The organism is Pseudomonas sp. H3_A02, assembly GCF_054671965.1.
On record NZ_CP162807.1, the window covers coordinates 351,944 to 370,329 of the forward strand.

Below are 18,386 nucleotides of genomic sequence, written 5' to 3' on the forward strand. Positions count from 1 at the left end.
AACAGGCAAAATTGCCACGGGGGCATGAATCCTTAAAAGCTGATGATTCAGTCAGCCTGTTCCAACGCCAGCATCAACCCGCTCAAGCGCTTGACCTTGCGCCGGACCGCTTCCTCGAAGATGCCCCCTCGCGGTTCGATCAGGCTGAACCATTGCTTGCCCCGGGTAATGGCGGTGTACACCAGTTCCTTGGTCAAGACCGGGTTGAGCGCATCCGGAAGGATCAACGCGGTATGGGTGAATTCCGAGCCCTGGGATTTGTGCACCGTCATGGCATACACGGTTTCCACGTCATTCAGGCGGCTGGGCAGGACGAAACGCACACCGCCCTGGCCGTCATTGCGCGGGAAGGCGACCCGCAGGACCTGTTTGCCGGCATCGGGGCCGTCACGCTCGGGCAGCTTGAGGGCGATGCCGATGTCGCCGTTCATCAACCCCAGCCCATAGTCGTTGCGGGTCATCAGCACCGGGCGGCCTTCGTACCACTGGTGATCGCTATCGATAAGACGGGCCTTGAGCAGCGCAGCGGTGATTCGCTGGTTCAGCCCTTCGACGCCCCACGGGCCTCTACGCACCGCACAAAGCAATTGGAATTCGTCGAAAGCCGCCAGGACTTCCCGGGCCCAATCGGCCCAGCAACTGTCCTCCAGCGGACGAGAAATGGCCGGGCGGCGCTGCCGCAGCAGGCTCAGGTAATGCCGATATCCCTGGGGCCCTTCTGGCTTGCCGTCGAGCAACAGTTTTTCCAGTTTCGTGTCGTGTTCATTTGTTAATTTCAGGGAAGACAGATCGGCATACTGTCCTTCCTCCAGCAACCGACGGGCTTTTTCAGGCTGTTGCTGGTTGACCCAGCGAGCCAGCTGACCGATCCCGCTGCCTTCGCCGAAGCGCCGGGAATGCCTGAGCATGACCACTTGCTGCGCCAGGGGATGAGTGCCATCGAGGTCTTGCTGCAAGTCACTGGCCGCCAGGTTTTCACCGCTGACCGACTCAAGCCAGGCTCGCGTCCGGGGGCTGTACCAACCGTCCTCGGCGTCTCGACACAAGTCCCCCAGCACCGCACCGGCCTCTACAGAAGCCAACTGGTCCTTGTCCCCCAGCAACACCAACCGCGCATGGGCCGGCAGCGCATCCAGCAGATTAGCCATCATCTCCAGGTCGATCATCGACGCCTCATCGACCACCAACACGTCCAGTGGCAAGCGATTGCCGCCGTGGTGGCGAAAATGCCGAGTGCCCGGACGGCTGCCGAGCAAACGATGGACTGTCGTGACGTCGCAGGGAATACGTTCGCGCACAGCCTCATCCACATCCAGGGTCCGGACTTGCTGGCTGATGGACTCGGTCAGGCGCGCGGCCGCCTTGCCCGTGGGCGCAGCCAGGCGAATTCGCAGCGGCTTCCCAGCCTCGACGGCCGGTGCCTGCAACAGCGCCAGCAGGCGCACGACAGTGGTGGTCTTGCCGGTACCCGGGCCGCCGGTCACGATGCTGAAGGCCCCGCGGGTCGCCAGCGCGCAGGCCAGCTTCTGCCAATCGATCGGGCCGTTGGCATTGGCCGGCCCGAACAGTCCGTCCAAACGCTCGCGCAGGTCGCCAGGCGCCGCTTCATGGTCAATCAGTCGTTGGCGCAACGCCTCGTCGATCCGTCGTTCATAACCCCAGTAGCGGCGCAGATAAAGACGCTTGCCGGACAGCACCAACGGACGTTGCTGCGCCTCTTCGCTCCCATCCGCAGCCAGGGCCACCAACCGGCTGGACGCCAGGGCCTTGCACCAATGGACGCCGTCCAGTGTCTGCAATATTTGCGAGGGCAACAGCATCGCGCCTGGCTGCAGGTCGCCCTCGGGAGGCAGCGACAGGGCGAAGTCCGGCTCCTTGAGGGTTTCGAACACATCCAGGCAAACATGCCCGTGGCCCAATTGATGACTGGTCAGCGCGGCGGCGAGCAGGACCAGGGGATCATCGTCCGGCGCCAGTTCATGGAGGAACGCCACGAAGGCTTTGTCCAAAGCACGCAGCCAGCCACGCTCGACCCAGCGCGTCAGTAACAACAGCAGGTCCTGGGCACGGCTCAAGGGGGCCAGGTCAACCGGACTCTCGTCGTCGGACGCCTTGGGCAGCAGGTCGGCAAAAGAACGACTCATAGCAATTCTCCCTGTACCCACGCCGGCTCGGCCTTGGGTTCGGGCGCGCCTTGGAATAGCCGATCGAGTTGTTCGATCAAGGCCCGTGGCGGCTTGGTGAAATACACGCCCTGGCTGGTTGAGCGGGTGCCACGGAGAAACAGGTAGAGCGCGCCGCCAACATGCCGGTCGTAGTCGTAATCGGGGAGCCGCGCCTTGAGCTGGCGATGCAGGGCCAGCAGGTACAGCACGTATTGCAGGTCGTAGCGATGGTCCAGGATCGACTGTTCCATGGCCTGTACGGTGTAGGCCATGTCATCGACACCCAGCCAATTGGATTTGTAATCGGCCACGTAATACCGACCGTCGTGCTCGAACGTCAAATCGATGAAGCCCTTGAACATGCCGTTGAGCAGTACCGGCTCCGCAGCGACGCGGGCCACACCGCCATGGGTGAACCGGCAAACCAGTTGGTCAAGCTTTTGCACATCGACCTTGTGGCTGGCGAACCAGAACTCCATCTCCACCTGGAACCGGGTCAGGTGTTCAAGCACCACCGGCGCCTGGTCGTTGCCGACGTGCATGGGCATTTTGATCAAGTGCTGCAGCCAGTCGCTCAACGTGGTGATCCAGCCTTTCCAGCCTCGACGATTGCAGCGCCGGGCAATGGCATCCTCGATATCCGCCGGCGTAGATGAAAAACCTTCCCCTGCGACCCACTCCAAGAGGCCATGAAGGAAAGTGCCGGGGCCGGGGCCACGGGGAAATCGGTGGATATCGCCACTAACGGCGATGGTCTCCCTGGGCGCGTCCGGGTCCAGTCGCTCATCGTCGAACAGTTTCTGCGCTTGCGGATTCTCTGGCGCGGCATCGCTGCCTTCACTCAGGCTTTCGCCGATGCGCAAGGCACTGTAGGACGCGATCCACCAATTTTCGCTGGCTTTGCGCAAGGGCACCAAGGGCTCGAGCAACACGGCGTCGTTACGCGGCGGCCGATAGCGCTCGTCGGTGGCTTCGGGCACCGGCTGGCAACTCACCGCGACGCTGCCTTGTTGCAGGTCTTCCAGCCAGCGCCTCAGCTCCACCGAATCGGTCAGCGGCGCACCGCCGCCCAACAGATAACCCAGCGCGGATACATGCAGGATCGAGCTGTTGTTGTTGCCCCGCTTGAGATCCGCGACACCCAGCCAGCAGGCATGTTGTGCACGGGTCAGTGCTACGTAGAGCAGCCGCAGATCCTCGGCCAGACGCTCGTCATCGGCCTTGGCGATCAGTTCGGCGGTGGGCTTGAGGCTGATCTGCGCCTTGTTGGCCTCATCGTGGTAATGCAATGGCAATCGACTGCCATCCACCGGCTTCGTCGAACAGATGAAAGGCAGGAAGACCAACGGATATTCAAGCCCCTTGGACTTGTGGATCGTGACCACCTTGACCAACTGCTCATCGCTTTCCAGGCGCAGGATCTGCTCTTCCCCCGCCTGCCCGGACAAGGCCAGGTGCTCGGACAAATGTCGGATCAAGGCTTGTTCGCCGTCCAGTTCACCGGCGGCCTGCTGCAACAGTTCGCAAAGGTGCAGCAAATTGGTCAGCACCCGCTCGCCATCGCTGCGCGCCATCAGGGCCTGGGGCAACTCGAAATCATGCAGCAGGCGTCGCAACATCGGCAGCACGCCCTGGCTGCGCCAGACCGTACGATAACCGCGGAACTGCATGACCCGGGCTTCCCAGGCCAGCTCATCCTGATTGAGACGCTCCAGCTCCGTCAGCGGCAGGTTCAACGTGATGCTGGCCAGCGCTGCCCGTAGCGGCCGCTCCACATCCGGCTCGGCGCAGGCCCTGAGCCAGGTCAGCAAATCCCGCGCCTCTTGCGATGCGAAGACCGAATCCTTGTCGGACAGGTAGACACTGCGCACGCCCCGCGCAGACAACTCGTCTCGCACGGCCTGCGCTTCTTTACCGTCGCGCACCAGGATGGCGATATCCGCCGGACGCAACTCGCGCAGCGTTTCGCCATCGACCGTGAAGCCGTCGCGTCCCGACTGGCCGCCATTGAGCAATGCCGTAATCTCACTGGCGCAGGCAGCCGCCATGGATTGCCGATACAGCGCACCGGAAAGCGGCTGGTCCGACGCCAGGTGCCAGAGGTTCAACGCCGCAACGGCCTGTCCTGCCACCTGCAAGGACTCCTTGCGTCCCTGGGAATCAACGGACAGGAACGGCACCGAGTTTTTGCCCGAAGGTTCACGAAACAGAAAGGCCCCGCGCCCCTTCAGACGGGACTCGGCCTTCTGGAAAATATGGTTTACCGCACCCACCATGGCATGGCTGGAACGGAAATTCGTGCCCAGCGTATGCAACCTGCCGGCCGTGGCCTCGCGAGCACGCAGGTAGGTGTAGATGTCGGCACCGCGAAAAGCATAGATCGCCTGCTTCGGATCGCCGATCAGGAAAAGTCCGGTCTCTGGGTCATTGTCTTCAATACGATAGATGCTTTCGAAGATCCGGTACTGAACCGGGTCGGTGTCCTGGAACTCATCGATCAGCGCCACCGGAAACTGCTCGCGGATCAGGCTCGCCAGACGCTCGCCCCCGTCGGCCTGCAGCGCCGCGTCGAGACGCAGCAGCATGTCGTCGAAGCCCATCTCGGCGCGGCGACGCTTCTCTGCCTCGAAACGCGCCCCAACCCACTGCGCGGCATGCTGCAACACAGCGGCATCTGGCGTGGGCAACGCATCCAGGCTGGCCTTGAGACCGGCCATGGCCTCCAGCCCGGGATGGTTGGGCACTTCGCCTTTCCAGGCTTCGGCCATGCCCTCGGGTGTCAGCCGCGTGAACCCGGTGCCGATGTCCAGCAACTCGTGGCTTTCATCATCGACCCAAGCGGTGATTTTCTGAAACCACGGTTCGAAGTAACGCGCCTGCATCTTGCGCCCGTCGACAGACTTGCTGGCGACGCCTTGCTGGCAGATCTCCAGCAGTTCCACGGCCCATTGTCGCCACGGCGCCTTGAGATCGAGCAAGGCGGCACTGCGCTCCTGCAGGGAGGCGGCGATGAGTTCGGCAGGCTCAAGTCCGTCATCGTCGCCACGCTCGCTGGAAAACAAACCTCTGACCCGTGGCAACAGCGCAGCAGGCCCTCCCCAATGGGTACGCACCCAATTCAGCGCCTCGCCTTGCATCGAATAGCAGAACAGCCGCCAGTAATCGCGCAAGACCTCGCCCAGCAATTCGCTGTGATCGGTTTCCAGGGTCTGGGTAAACAGGCTGCCACTGTCGAAGGCATGCTCACGCAACATGCGCTGGCACCAACTATGGATGGTCGAGACGGCCGCTTCGTCCATCCACTGCGCGGCGATGTCCAGCCGGTTCGCGCAGCCTGGCCATTGCTCAGCACTGAACTCATCGCGCAATGCAGCGATCAGTGAGTCCGGGGCTGGAATCTCGTCGCGAAAGAAACGTGCGGCTTCGGCCAGACGGGTGCGAATTCGTTCACGCAGCTCTTTGGTGGCAGCGTCCGTAAAGGTCACCACCAGGATTTGCGGCGGAAGCAGCTCGCGGCCAAAACCGGACGCCGAACCACCGTGCCCCAGCACCAGGCGCAGGTACAGCGCGGAAATAGTGAAGGTCTTGCCGGTACCTGCGCTGGCCTCGATCAGTTGACTGCCCCGTAGCGGAAACGCCAGGGCCAATGGTGCCTGCCGACTCATGAACGGGCCTCCTCGCTGACCAAGGACCGCCATGGTGCTTCGAGCAATGGTCGGTAAAGCGCATCGCACCAATCGGGGAATGTTTCGTCAGCCATCAAGGTCCCGAAATCAGGAAACTGTCGAGCCAAGGCCGGGTTTTCCCGCCGCTCGCCTTCGAACGTCTGCCCATCGCCCTCATAAGCTTTGCGAGCTGCAGCTTCGGCCTTGATCGGCTCGGTCTGACCGAGCCAGGCGAAAGCCGTCTTCACCGCGATCGGCAGCGGCTGGCGCATACCGGTCTGCCAGGCCAGCAACATGTCGCCCAGCAACCGTTGCGCCACAGGCTCCTCAAAAGGGGCCAGCAGCAAGCTGTCATCACTGGCCACCAGCGCCGTCGTCAACGACAAGCCGTTAGCGCAAGCCACGAGATGGTTGACCCAGGGTCGTATCAGACGATGCCACTTGCGGGTCTTGGAAGAGCCGATGCTGTTGGGGATGGCCGTGATGGCGAGGACCGCACCGTCAGAGCGCTGGTGCAGGCCACTGAGCCACCCTTCGACACTCACACCCTGCAAGCGCAGGCTGACGGGCACAGCACTGGTCAGCGGTGTGGGCCATAACGCCAGAAGCTGTTGGTAGCGCTGGAGCAGATCCGGCAAGGGTTCGATCAATTCACGCTGCATGCACTCACCGAACCCGGCCATCGGTAACAGGCCGCTGTTCTGAAGTCTCTGGGCGTGGGCGGCCAGGGCCAGATCCGGTTGGTCCAGGCGTATCAACGCGGCCTCGAGCAGGCTGTCACTCAGGGTGTAGCGTTGCAACGCGTCGAGCACGAAAGGTTCGTCATCGGCCAGAGGCGCTTCGATGGCTTCGAAGAACACTTTCAGGCGCTGGCTGAAGAAATGGCGGACGGGGTTGCGCAGGAAGTCCTGCAACTGACCAAGGCCCAAGGGTTCTTCCTGGACGTAAGGTGCCAGCACCTGGGTTTTGTCGGTGTGATCGGAGGTGTCGTGGAGCATTCGCCATTCGCTGGCGTAACTGAACAGCTCGTCACCTTGATGGAAATAACGCGCACTGAACGGTTGCAGCGGATGCTCCTGGGTCAGGGCATCGAGAAGAGGCTTGCTGTCATCGGCCAACCGCCAGCCATTGGCGAGGTGATCACGCAATTGGCCGATCAACACCGATGCCGGTCGCTCGCTGTTGTCGCGGATGCTGCGCCCTACCCAACTGATGTACAGCTTTTCCCGGGCCGACAGCAGCGCTTCCAACAACAGGTAACGGTCATCCTCACGACGGGAACGATCGCCCGGGCGATAATCACCGCCCATCAGATCGAAATCCAAGGGTGGCTGGGCACGCGGGTAATCACCGTCATTCATCCCCAGCAGGCACACCAGCTTGAAAGGGATCGCGCGCATTGGCATCAAGGTACAGAAGTTGACGGCTCCGGCCAGGAAGCGTTGGGACAGTCGCCCCTGATCCAGCCCAGCCAACCACGCTTCACGCACCACCGTCAGCGGCAATTCGTCGTGCAGCCCCACCGATTCACAGGTTTCCAGCCAGGTTTCACGCAAGTCTTCGAGTTGGGCCAGCAAATAGTCGTCATGCTCGTTGCTCGCCTGGAAAAACAGCTGCATCAAGTCGTGCAGGCGCGCCCCCCATTGCTGTGGCGATGCTGGCCGGGTGAGTTCCTGATGAGCGACCTCCAGGGCATCCAGCAACGCAACCAGCGGACCGATCAATGCCGCATCCAGGCCACCGATCTCGTCATAGGGCTCGATGCCATCATAGGCCTGCGAACTGCCAACGGCGTACCCCAGCAACATGCGACGCAAGCCGAAACGCCAGCTGTTCTGCTCAAGCTCCGCGGGCAAGCCCAACCCGGCACGGTGCTCGGCGCTCATCCCCCAGCGAATGCCTGCCCCTTCGATCCAACGGTGCAGGGTCGGCAGGTCGGCCTCGTCGATGCCAAACCGTTCGCGCAACGCCGGGACATCCAGCAGATCGAGGATTTCGCTGACCGGGAAACGACTGTCCGGCAGCTTGAGCAGGTGCTCGACGGCGATCAGCAGCGGATCACGTCCACGCTGGCCCTGGTCGGTCAGCGTGAATGGTATGAAACGAGGATCGCTCCTGTCGAGCTGGCCGAACACCGCGCGAATGTGCGGCGCATAACTGTCGATGTCCGGGACCATGACGATGATATCCCGTGGGCGCAGGGTCGGATCCGCACTGAAGTGGGCCAGCAACTGGTCATGGAGAATTTCCACTTCACGCTGGGCACCGTGGGCCACATGAAAGCGGATCGAGCCGTCTCGCTCCGTATCGACGGCAGGCCAGTGTTCCCGGGTTTCGTTCAGGGGACGCAGCTCGAGGATGTCGTCCTGCAACTGACTGAGAAGGGTCGTGGGGGTCCCATCCGTGAACAGGTCGATTCGCCCATCGCGAAATACCGCACGGTAGCTATTGGGGTCATCGTAGCTATCGAGCAGGTTGATATAGTCGCGCCCCTGCTTACCCCAAGCGGCCAATAACGGATGGGCATGTTGATGCAGGGTTTGCGGATCAAGGACCGCGGGCATGCCGGTCTTGCGTGCTTGGCGCTTGTATTGGTGACGCAGCAAGTCCTTGTCGGCCACGATGTCCGCCCAATGATGGCGACATGGGTTATGCACGCAGAGCAGCACCTGGCTGAACCGGGAAAGACCGGCGAGCGCCTCGAGGACTTGGGCAGGCAACGAAGAAATACCGAACACGATGACCCGCGCCGGCAAACCTTTTGGAGCCACGTCCAGGTTGTTGATACGTTCGATGTAGCGCTGGTGGACGCCGGCACGGCTTTGCGCCATGCCTTGTTCCCCCACATCCAGCAGCAAGGCGCGCCACAGTTCCGCCTGCCAGCAATTCGCCGGCGCGAGCGGCATGATTTCGCCTCGGACATTTCGTGTCTGGTGTCGACCTTCAGCCCAATCCTCGAGCCAGTCGGCTCGGTACACCTGGTACTGGTCGAACAGATCGGCGAGGCGCTCGGACAACTGATAGCGCTTGCGCAAGTCGGTGTCGTGGGTAAGGAATCGTCGCAGAGGTTCGAAATGAGGCTGCTCGATCAACTGCGGTAGCAGGCGCATCAGACGCCAGGTTAGCGGAGCCTTGTCCAGCAGGGACTTGGCCGGAATCTCGTCACGCCCCAGGACTGTTCGATAAAGCTGCCACATGAAGCTGCCCGGCAGTTGCACATCAATGGCCGCCGCAATACCGCAGCCGCCGGAGTCATCCTCGTCCGGGTCTTCAGCCAGTGCAAGCTTGAGCCATTGGGCAATGCCGTTGCTTTGTACCAGCGCGATTTCATTTTCAAGGGGGGCCAGCGGGTAGCGCCGCATCAAGCTGATCACCAGGCTGCGCAGTTCATCAAGGCGATTCCCGTGAACCACCATGAAAGCTGGGCTGAGGGACGTTGCGTCCGGCATGAAAGGCATCCTTGAAAATGCAAAAGCTAGGGCAGAACCTTAGCACTGTCGGGGGGCTGTGACAGCCGGGAGCTGTCCGAGCTTGTCGTAAGAACTTTCCTGCGGGCAAAACAAAACCCCTACCTGCATCAGCAGATAGGGGTTTCGGAATTTAATCTTGACGATGACCTACTCTCACATGGGGAAACCCCACACTACCATCGGCGATGCATCGTTTCACTGCTGAGTTCGGGATGGGATCAGGTGGTTCCAATGCTCTATGGTCGTCAAGAAATTCGGTAGCCGGTGCGTGCCTTGCGGTCACGTGCCAGCGAATGGGTATGCGATAGTTTGTGTGCTGTTTGTGAGTATCTCGAACTTTCGGTTCGTTTCGTCTTCACACACCGCAATCTGGTCTCTTTGCCTTTGGGCTTGGAGTTACAAATTGCTTGGGTGTTATATGGTCAAGCCTCACGGGCAATTAGTACAGGTTAGCTCAACGCCTCACAGCGCTTACACACCCTGCCTATCAACGTCGTAGTCTTCGACGGCCCTTCAGGGGACTCAAGGTCCCAGTGAGATCTCATCTTGAGGCAAGTTTCCCGCTTAGATGCTTTCAGCGGTTATCTTTCCCGAACATAGCTACCCGGCAATGCCACTGGCGTGACAACCGGAACACCAGAGGTTCGTCCACTCCGGTCCTCTCGTACTAGGAGCAGCCCCTCTCAAATCTCAAACGTCCACGGCAGATAGGGACCGAACTGTCTCACGACGTTCTAAACCCAGCTCGCGTACCACTTTAAATGGCGAACAGCCATACCCTTGGGACCGGCTTCAGCCCCAGGATGTGATGAGCCGACATCGAGGTGCCAAACACCGCCGTCGATATGAACTCTTGGGCGGTATCAGCCTGTTATCCCCGGAGTACCTTTTATCCGTTGAGCGATGGCCCTTCCATACAGAACCACCGGATCACTAAGACCTACTTTCGTACCTGCTCGACGTGTCTGTCTCGCAGTCAAGCGCGCTTTTGCCTTTATACTCTACGACCGATTTCCGACCGGTCTGAGCGCACCTTCGTACTCCTCCGTTACTCTTTAGGAGGAGACCGCCCCAGTCAAACTACCCACCATACACTGTCCTCGATCCGGATAACGGACCTGAGTTAGAACCTCAAAGTTGCCAGGGTGGTATTTCAAGGATGGCTCCACGCGAACTGGCGTCCACGCTTCAAAGCCTCCCACCTATCCTACACAAGCAAATTCAAAGTCCAGTGCAAAGCTATAGTAAAGGTTCACGGGGTCTTTCCGTCTAGCCGCGGATACACTGCATCTTCACAGCGATTTCAATTTCACTGAGTCTCGGGTGGAGACAGCGCCGCCATCGTTACGCCATTCGTGCAGGTCGGAACTTACCCGACAAGGAATTTCGCTACCTTAGGACCGTTATAGTTACGGCCGCCGTTTACCGGGGCTTCGATCAAGAGCTTCGCGTTAGCTAACCCCATCAATTAACCTTCCGGCACCGGGCAGGCGTCACACCCTATACGTCCACTTTCGTGTTTGCAGAGTGCTGTGTTTTTAATAAACAGTCGCAGCGGCCTGGTATCTTCGACCGGCGTGGGCTTACGCAGCAAGTGCTTCACCCTCACCGGCGCACCTTCTCCCGAAGTTACGGTGCCATTTTGCCTAGTTCCTTCACCCGAGTTCTCTCAAGCGCCTTGGTATTCTCTACCCAACCACCTGTGTCGGTTTGGGGTACGGTTCCTGGTTACCTGAAGCTTAGAAGCTTTTCTTGGAAGCATGGCATCAACCACTTCGTCACCCAAAGGGTAACTCGTCATCAGCTCTCGGCCTTAGAATCCCGGATTTACCTAAGATTCCAGCCTACCACCTTAAACTTGGACAACCAACGCCAAGCTGGCCTAGCCTTCTCCGTCCCTCCATCGCAATAACCAGAAGTACAGGAATATTAACCTGTTTTCCATCGACTACGCTTTTCAGCCTCGCCTTAGGGACCGACTAACCCTGCGTCGATTAACGTTGCGCAGGAAACCTTGGTCTTTCGGCGTGGGTGTTTTTCACACCCATTGTCGTTACTCATGTCAGCATTCGCACTTCTGATACCTCCAGCAAGCTTCTCAACTCACCTTCACAGGCTTACAGAACGCTCCTCTACCGCATCACTTGCGTGATACCCGTAGCTTCGGTGTATGGTTTGAGCCCCGTTACATCTTCCGCGCAGGCCGACTCGACTAGTGAGCTATTACGCTTTCTTTAAAGGGTGGCTGCTTCTAAGCCAACCTCCTAGCTGTCTAAGCCTTCCCACATCGTTTCCCACTTAACCATAACTTTGGGACCTTAGCTGACGGTCTGGGTTGTTTCCCTTTTCACGACGGACGTTAGCACCCGCCGTGTGTCTCCCATGCTCGGCACTTGTAGGTATTCGGAGTTTGCATCGGTTTGGTAAGTCGGGATGACCCCCTAGCCGAAACAGTGCTCTACCCCCTACAGTGATACATGAGGCGCTACCTAAATAGCTTTCGAGGAGAACCAGCTATCTCCGAGCTTGATTAGCCTTTCACTCCGATCCACAGGTCATCCGCTAACTTTTCAACGGTAGTCGGTTCGGTCCTCCAGTTAGTGTTACCCAACCTTCAACCTGCCCATGGATAGATCGCCCGGTTTCGGGTCTATTCCCAGCGACTAGACGCCCTATTAAGACTCGCTTTCGCTACGCCTCCCCTATTCGGTTAAGCTCGCCACTGAAAATAAGTCGCTGACCCATTATACAAAAGGTACGCAGTCACCCAACAAAGTGGGCTCCCACTGCTTGTACGCATACGGTTTCAGGATCTATTTCACTCCCCTCTCCGGGGTTCTTTTCGCCTTTCCCTCACGGTACTAGTTCACTATCGGTCAGTCAGTAGTATTTAGCCTTGGAGGATGGTCCCCCCATATTCAGACAAAGTTTCTCGTGCTCCGTCCTACTCGATTTCACTTCTAAGATCCTTTCGCGTACAGGGCTATCACCCACTATGGCCGCACTTTCCAGAGCGTTCCGCTAAAATCAAAGAAGCTTAAGGGCTAGTCCCCGTTCGCTCGCCACTACTAAGGGAATCTCGGTTGATTTCTTTTCCTCAGGGTACTTAGATGTTTCAGTTCCCCTGGTTCGCCTCTTGCACCTATGTATTCAGTACAAGATAACCATCTTATGATGGCTGGGTTCCCCCATTCAGACATCTCCGGATCAAAGTCTGTTTGCCGACTCCCCGAAGCTTTTCGCAGGCTACCACGTCTTTCATCGCCTCTGACTGCCAAGGCATCCACCGTATGCGCTTCTTCACTTGACCATATAACCCCAAGCAATCTGGTTATACTGTGAAGACGACATTCGCCGAAAATTCGATCTTGCTCTAAGAGCAACTCACAAATTTTACCTTAGCCTGATCCGTTACCAGTGAAAGTAACGTTCAGTCTATCTTTCTATCACATACCCAAATTTTTAAAGAACGAACTAGTCAAAGACTAGAAATCAACATTCACCATCGAACCGATGGAATGCTCATTTCTAAGCTTTATACAATCGAAGCAGTAGTGGTGGAGCCAAGCGGGATCGAACCGCTGACCTCCTGCGTGCAAGGCAGGCGCTCTCCCAGCTGAGCTATGGCCCCGTATTTCTACAGGCGTTTCCCACACAAAATTGGTGGGTCTGGGCAGATTCGAACTGCCGACCTCACCCTTATCAGGGGTGCGCTCTAACCAACTGAGCTACAGACCCAATTTCGAGCTACTAAGGCCGACCTCACCCTGCTCTTTACCACAGAGCATGGGGTGCGCTCTAACCAACCAAGCTACAACCCTTTTGGCTGCTTCTTTCGTCTTCTTCAATGAATCAAGCAATTCGTGTGGGAGCTCATGAAGCAGCTGCGGTCGTCGATTAAGGAGGTGATCCAGCCGCAGGTTCCCCTACGGCTACCTTGTTACGACTTCACCCCAGTCATGAATCACACCGTGGTAACCGTCCCCCCGAAGGTTAGACTAGCTACTTCTGGTGCAACCCACTCCCATGGTGTGACGGGCGGTGTGTACAAGGCCCGGGAACGTATTCACCGCGACATTCTGATTCGCGATTACTAGCGATTCCGACTTCACGCAGTCGAGTTGCAGACTGCGATCCGGACTACGATCGGTTTTGTGGGATTAGCTCCACCTCGCGGCTTGGCAACCCTCTGTACCGACCATTGTAGCACGTGTGTAGCCCAGGCCGTAAGGGCCATGATGACTTGACGTCATCCCCACCTTCCTCCGGTTTGTCACCGGCAGTCTCCTTAGAGTGCCCACCATTACGTGCTGGTAACTAAGGACAAGGGTTGCGCTCGTTACGGGACTTAACCCAACATCTCACGACACGAGCTGACGACAGCCATGCAGCACCTGTCTCAATGTTCCCGAAGGCACCAATCCATCTCTGGAAAGTTCATTGGATGTCAAGGCCTGGTAAGGTTCTTCGCGTTGCTTCGAATTAAACCACATGCTCCACCGCTTGTGCGGGCCCCCGTCAATTCATTTGAGTTTTAACCTTGCGGCCGTACTCCCCAGGCGGTCAACTTAATGCGTTAGCTGCGCCACTAAGAGCTCAAGGCTCCCAACGGCTAGTTGACATCGTTTACGGCGTGGACTACCAGGGTATCTAATCCTGTTTGCTCCCCACGCTTTCGCACCTCAGTGTCAGTATCAGTCCAGGTGGTCGCCTTCGCCACTGGTGTTCCTTCCTATATCTACGCATTTCACCGCTACACAGGAAATTCCACCACCCTCTACCATACTCTAGCTCGACAGTTTTGAATGCAGTTCCCAGGTTGAGCCCGGGGCTTTCACATCCAACTTAACGAACCACCTACGCGCGCTTTACGCCCAGTAATTCCGATTAACGCTTGCACCCTCTGTATTACCGCGGCTGCTGGCACAGAGTTAGCCGGTGCTTATTCTGTCGGTAACGTCAAAACACTAACGTATTAGGTTAATGCCCTTCCTCCCAACTTAAAGTGCTTTACAATCCGAAGACCTTCTTCACACACGCGGCATGGCTGGATCAGGCTTTCGCCCATTGTCCAATATTCCCCACTGCTGCCTCCCGTAGGAGTCTGGACCGTGTCTCAGTTCCAGTGTGACTGATCATCCTCTCAGACCAGTTACGGATCGTCGCCTTGGTGAGCCATTACCCCACCAACTAGCTAATCCGACCTAGGCTCATCTGATAGCGCAAGGCCCGAAGGTCCCCTGCTTTCTCCCGTAGGACGTATGCGGTATTAGCGTCCGTTTCCGAGCGTTATCCCCCACTACCAGGCAGATTCCTAGGCATTACTCACCCGTCCGCCGCTCTCAAGAGGTGCAAGCACCTCTCTACCGCTCGACTTGCATGTGTTAGGCCTGCCGCCAGCGTTCAATCTGAGCCATGATCAAACTCTTCAGTTCAAACATCTTTGGGTTTTGAGAAAACCCTAAACTTGGCTCAGCAATCGTTGGTTACATCTTTGATTTCTCGCGGAGTAACTTGTGATGCTGATAATCTGTTGACTAGCAGTCTGACTCCACAAGCACCCACACGAATTGCTTGATTCAGTTGTTAAAGAGCGGTTGGCTGAGTCTTTCGTCTCAACCGAGGCGCGCATTCTACAGCGCCCCGTGTATCTGTCAAGCGGTTATTTTTAGAAGTTTTCAAAGTTTCCTTATCAACTTCAACCACTTGCGCTTCCGATCTCTCGTTAGCGGGAGGCGAATTCTACAACGTTACTCGCTGCTGTCAACACCTCTTTTTCACCGCTTTCGACCGAGAAGATCGAACCGCTGATAGAGCCAAACAACACTGCTCTATCTGCTCCTTCCAGGCTTCGATGAACTGAAGCAAAACCCCTTCGAAACTTACTTAACTCATTGAATCTCAACGAGTTTTCCGTTTCGACTGCGCCGGAAGTGGGGCGAATTATAGACGTCCAGAATCAGCCGTCAACACCTATTTTCACAATTCTGTCACATCAGCCAAAAAGCCCCATAAACACAGAGGCCGGCGCCCAAGGACGCCGGCCTCTTCACTGACCGATTACAAGCTAGGGAAAGCGAACTGTGAAGCCTCATGGCTGGCACGTTGCGGCCAGCGCTGGGTAATCGCCTTGCGACGGGTATAGAAACGCACGCCGTCCGGGCCATAGGCGTGCAGGTCGCCGAACAGCGAACGCTTCCAACCGCCAAAGCTGTGGTAGGCCACAGGCACCGGCAATGGAACGTTGACGCCCACCATGCCGACCTCGATCTCGTCGCAGAACAACCGCGCCGCTTCGCCGTCGCGAGTAAAGATGCAAGTGCCGTTGCCATACTCGTGATCGTTGATCAACTGCATCGCCTCTTCCAGGCTGTTGACCCTGACGATGCACAGCACCGGTCCGAAGATCTCTTCCTTATAGATACGCATCTCCGGTGTCACGCGATCAAACAGGCAGCCACCCAGGAAGAAACCTTCCTCATGCCCGGCCACGCTCAAACCACGACCATCGACCACCAGCGAAGCACCCGCCGCCACACCGTCTTCTATATAGCCGCTGACTTTGTCGCGATGCTGCCCCGTCACGAGTGGCCCCATGTCCAACCCGCAAGACGTACCTGCACCGATTTTCAGCGCCTTGATCTGCGGCACCAACTTGGCTACCAGCGCATCCGCCACTTGGTCGCCAACACACACCGCCACCGAAATCGCCATGCAACGCTCACCACATGAACCGTACGCCGCGCCCATCAGCGCACTGACGGCGTTGTCCAGATCGGCATCCGGCATCAGCACCGCATGGTTCTTCGCCCCACCCAGCGCCTGGACGCGTTTGCCACGTCGGGTCCCCTCGGCATAGATGTATTCGGCAATCGGCGTCGAACCGACAAAACTCAGTGCCTTCACTTCCGGCGCTTCGATCAGTGCGTCCACCGCAGCCTTGTCGCCATGCACCACGCTCAGTACACCCTTGGGCAAACCGGCTTCCAACAACAACTGGGCGATCAGCAGCGTCGAACTCGGGTCACGCTCGGACGGTTTGAGAATAAAGCAGTTACCGCAGACGATCGCCAGCGGATACATCCACAGCGGCACCATCGCCGGGAAGTTGAACGGGGTGATACCTGCCACCACGCCCAAAGGCTGGAAGTCTGACCAGGCGTCGATGTTCGGGCCGACGTTACGGCTGTATTCGCCCTTCAGAATTTCCGGCGCGGCACAGGCGAACTCGACGTTTTCGATGCCACGCTTGAGCTCACCGGCTGCGTCTTCCAGCGTTTTGCCGTGTTCTTCACTGATCAACTGGGCAATACGCGACTCGTTCTGCTCCAGCAATTGCTTGAAACGAAACATCACCTGCGCGCGCTTGGCCGCGGGCGTATTGCGCCAGGCCGGGAAAGCCGCCTTGGCAGCGTCGATGGCTTGCTGGATGGTCGCGCGATCAGCCAACGGCACCTTATGGATGGCCTGGCCAGTGGACGGGTTGAACACATCGGCGGTGCGAGCGCTGTCGCTCAGCAGTTCGCCATTGATCAAATGCGGGATGAGGCTCATGGGGGACTCCAGAATTATCCACAGGCGCCCGTGACCGGACGCCCGCTATCGAAAGCTATAGAGAAGGACGCGTCAGTCGAGCTTGTTCAGCACTTCACCGACCGCATCGAACAGGCGATCCAGGTCCTGCGGTTTGCTGTTGAACGTAGGCCCGAACTGCAGGGTGTCGCCGCCGAAGCGCACATAGAACCCGGCTTTCCACAACGCCATGCCGGCCTCGAACGGACGCACAATGGCATCGCCATCGCGCCCGGCGATCTGGATCGCGCCGGCCAGGCCATAGTTGCGAATATCGATGACGTTCTTCGCGCCCTTCAAACCGTGCAACGCATTCTCGAAATGCGGGGCGATCTCGGCCACGCTCTGCACCAGGTTTTCCTTCTGCAGCAGGTCCAGCGCTGCCAAGCCGGCCGCACAGGCCACCGGGTGCGCCGAGTAGGTGTAGCCGTGGGGGAACTCCACTGCGTACTCAGGCGTCGGCTGGTTCATGAAGGTCTGGTAGATCTCGCTGCTGGCAATCACCGCGCCCATGGGGATCGCGCCATTGGTAACTTGCTTGGCGATGCACATCAGGTCCGGCGTCACGCCAAAACTGTCGGCACCGAACATCGAACCCGTGCGGCCGAAACCGGTAATCACTTCGTCGAACACCAAGAGAATGCTGTGCTGGTCGCAGATTTCCCGCAGGCGCTTGAGGTAACCCTCAGGCGGCACCAGCACGCCGGCCGACCCCGCCATCGGTTCGACGAACACTGCGGCGATGTTGGACGCATCATGCAGCTCGATCAGCTTCAGCAACTCATCGGCCAGGGCGATGCCACCCTCTTTCGGCATGCCACGGGAATAAGCGTTGCTGGCCAGCAAGGTGTGGGGCAAGTGATCGACATCCATCATCGCCTGGCCGAACAGCTTGCGGTTGCCGCTGACACCGCCGAGGCTGGTGCCGGCGATGTTCACGCCGTGATAACCACGGGCACGCCCAATCATCTTGGTCTTGGTCGCCTGGCCCTTGAGACGCCAGTAGGCACGGACCATCTTCACCGCGGTGTCGGCGCACTCGGAGCCGGAATCGGTAAAGAACACATGATTGAGATTGCCCGGGGTCAGGCTGGTGATTTTTTCTGCCAACTGGAAGGACAGCGGATGACCGTACTGGAAGCCCGGCGAGTAATCGAGGGTGCCCAGTTGCTTGGCGACCGCTTCCTGGATTTCCTTGCGGGTGTGCCCGGCGCCGCAGGTCCACAGGCCCGACAGCGAGTCGTACACCTTGCGACCCTTGTCGTCCACCAACCAACTGCCTTCGGCCGCGACGATCAGGCGTGGATCGCGCTGGAAATTGCGGTTGGCGGTGTAAGGCATCCAGTGAGCATCAAGCTTGAGCTGGCTGGCCAGGGAACCGGCAGCGTGTTCGGGCATGTTCATCGACAAAACCTCGCAGGTCATAAGCGACAGGGGATCGAAAGCGTTCTTGCAGCTAAGTTGCCACGGCGATAAAGTCGGTGAAATCCAACTTTTGTAACCTTCAGTCGGTG

General features: G+C 58.4%; 5 protein-coding genes, 2 tRNA genes and 3 rRNA genes. All 10 read right to left on the bottom strand.

The window, feature by feature from the left end:
* Positions 1–47: 47 nt before the first annotated feature.
* Positions 48–2,144 carry an exodeoxyribonuclease V subunit alpha gene (gene recD, locus AB4N80_RS01485; protein WP_122564873.1) on the bottom strand — a complete coding sequence of 699 codons (2,097 nt, stop codon included), beginning with the start codon at positions 2,142–2,144 and terminating at the stop codon, positions 48–50.
* On the bottom strand, positions 2,141–5,830 hold the full coding sequence (gene recB / locus AB4N80_RS01490) for an exodeoxyribonuclease V subunit beta (RefSeq protein ID WP_122564874.1): 3,690 nt from the start codon (positions 5,828–5,830) through the stop codon (positions 2,141–2,143). Before recB ends, recD begins: the two co-directional genes overlap by 4 nt.
* On the bottom strand, positions 5,827–9,279 hold the full coding sequence (gene recC, locus AB4N80_RS01495) for an exodeoxyribonuclease V subunit gamma (RefSeq protein ID WP_305469592.1): 3,453 nt from the start codon (positions 9,277–9,279) through the stop codon (positions 5,827–5,829). The genes recB and recC overlap by 4 nt, the downstream gene beginning before the upstream one ends.
* Positions 9,280–9,434: 155 nt before the next feature.
* Positions 9,435–9,550, bottom strand: a 5S ribosomal RNA gene (gene rrf / locus AB4N80_RS01500).
* A 168-nt stretch (positions 9,551–9,718) separates the two neighbouring features.
* Positions 9,719–12,610: ribosomal RNA gene (locus tag AB4N80_RS01505) — 23S ribosomal RNA — on the bottom strand.
* A 245-nt stretch (positions 12,611–12,855) separates the two neighbouring features.
* Positions 12,856–12,931, bottom strand: a tRNA-Ala gene (locus AB4N80_RS01510).
* A 30-nt stretch (positions 12,932–12,961) separates the two neighbouring features.
* Positions 12,962–13,038 (bottom strand) — tRNA-Ile (locus AB4N80_RS01515).
* Between the two features lie 160 nt (positions 13,039–13,198).
* Positions 13,199–14,735, bottom strand: a 16S ribosomal RNA gene (locus tag AB4N80_RS01520).
* Together the 16S, 23S and 5S rRNA genes with 2 tRNA genes alongside form the textbook arrangement of a ribosomal RNA operon.
* 625 nt (positions 14,736–15,360) lie before the next feature.
* Complete coding sequence (locus AB4N80_RS01525; protein WP_025211667.1) at positions 15,361–16,854, bottom strand: CoA-acylating methylmalonate-semialdehyde dehydrogenase; 1,494 nt, start codon at positions 16,852–16,854, stop codon at positions 15,361–15,363.
* A 72-nt stretch (positions 16,855–16,926) separates the two neighbouring features.
* Positions 16,927–18,276, bottom strand: coding sequence for an omega-aminotransferase AptA (aptA, locus tag AB4N80_RS01530; RefSeq protein WP_060739305.1), 1,350 nt, complete (start codon positions 18,274–18,276; stop codon positions 16,927–16,929).
* Between the last annotated feature and the right edge of the window lie 110 nt (positions 18,277–18,386).

Coding starts and splice junctions, on each gene's coding strand:
- recD (WP_122564873.1), bottom strand. CDS start 2,144: ATGAGTCGTTCTTTTGCCGACCTGCTGCCCAAGGCGTCCGACGACGAG.
- recB (WP_122564874.1), bottom strand. CDS start 5,830: ATGAGTCGGCAGGCACCATTGGCCCTGGCGTTTCCGCTACGGGGCAGT.
- recC (WP_305469592.1), bottom strand. CDS start 9,279: ATGCCGGACGCAACGTCCCTCAGCCCAGCTTTCATGGTGGTTCACGGG.
- AB4N80_RS01525 (WP_025211667.1), bottom strand. CDS start 16,854: ATGAGCCTCATCCCGCATTTGATCAATGGCGAACTGCTGAGCGACAGC.
- aptA (WP_060739305.1), bottom strand. CDS start 18,276: ATGAACATGCCCGAACACGCTGCCGGTTCCCTGGCCAGCCAGCTCAAG.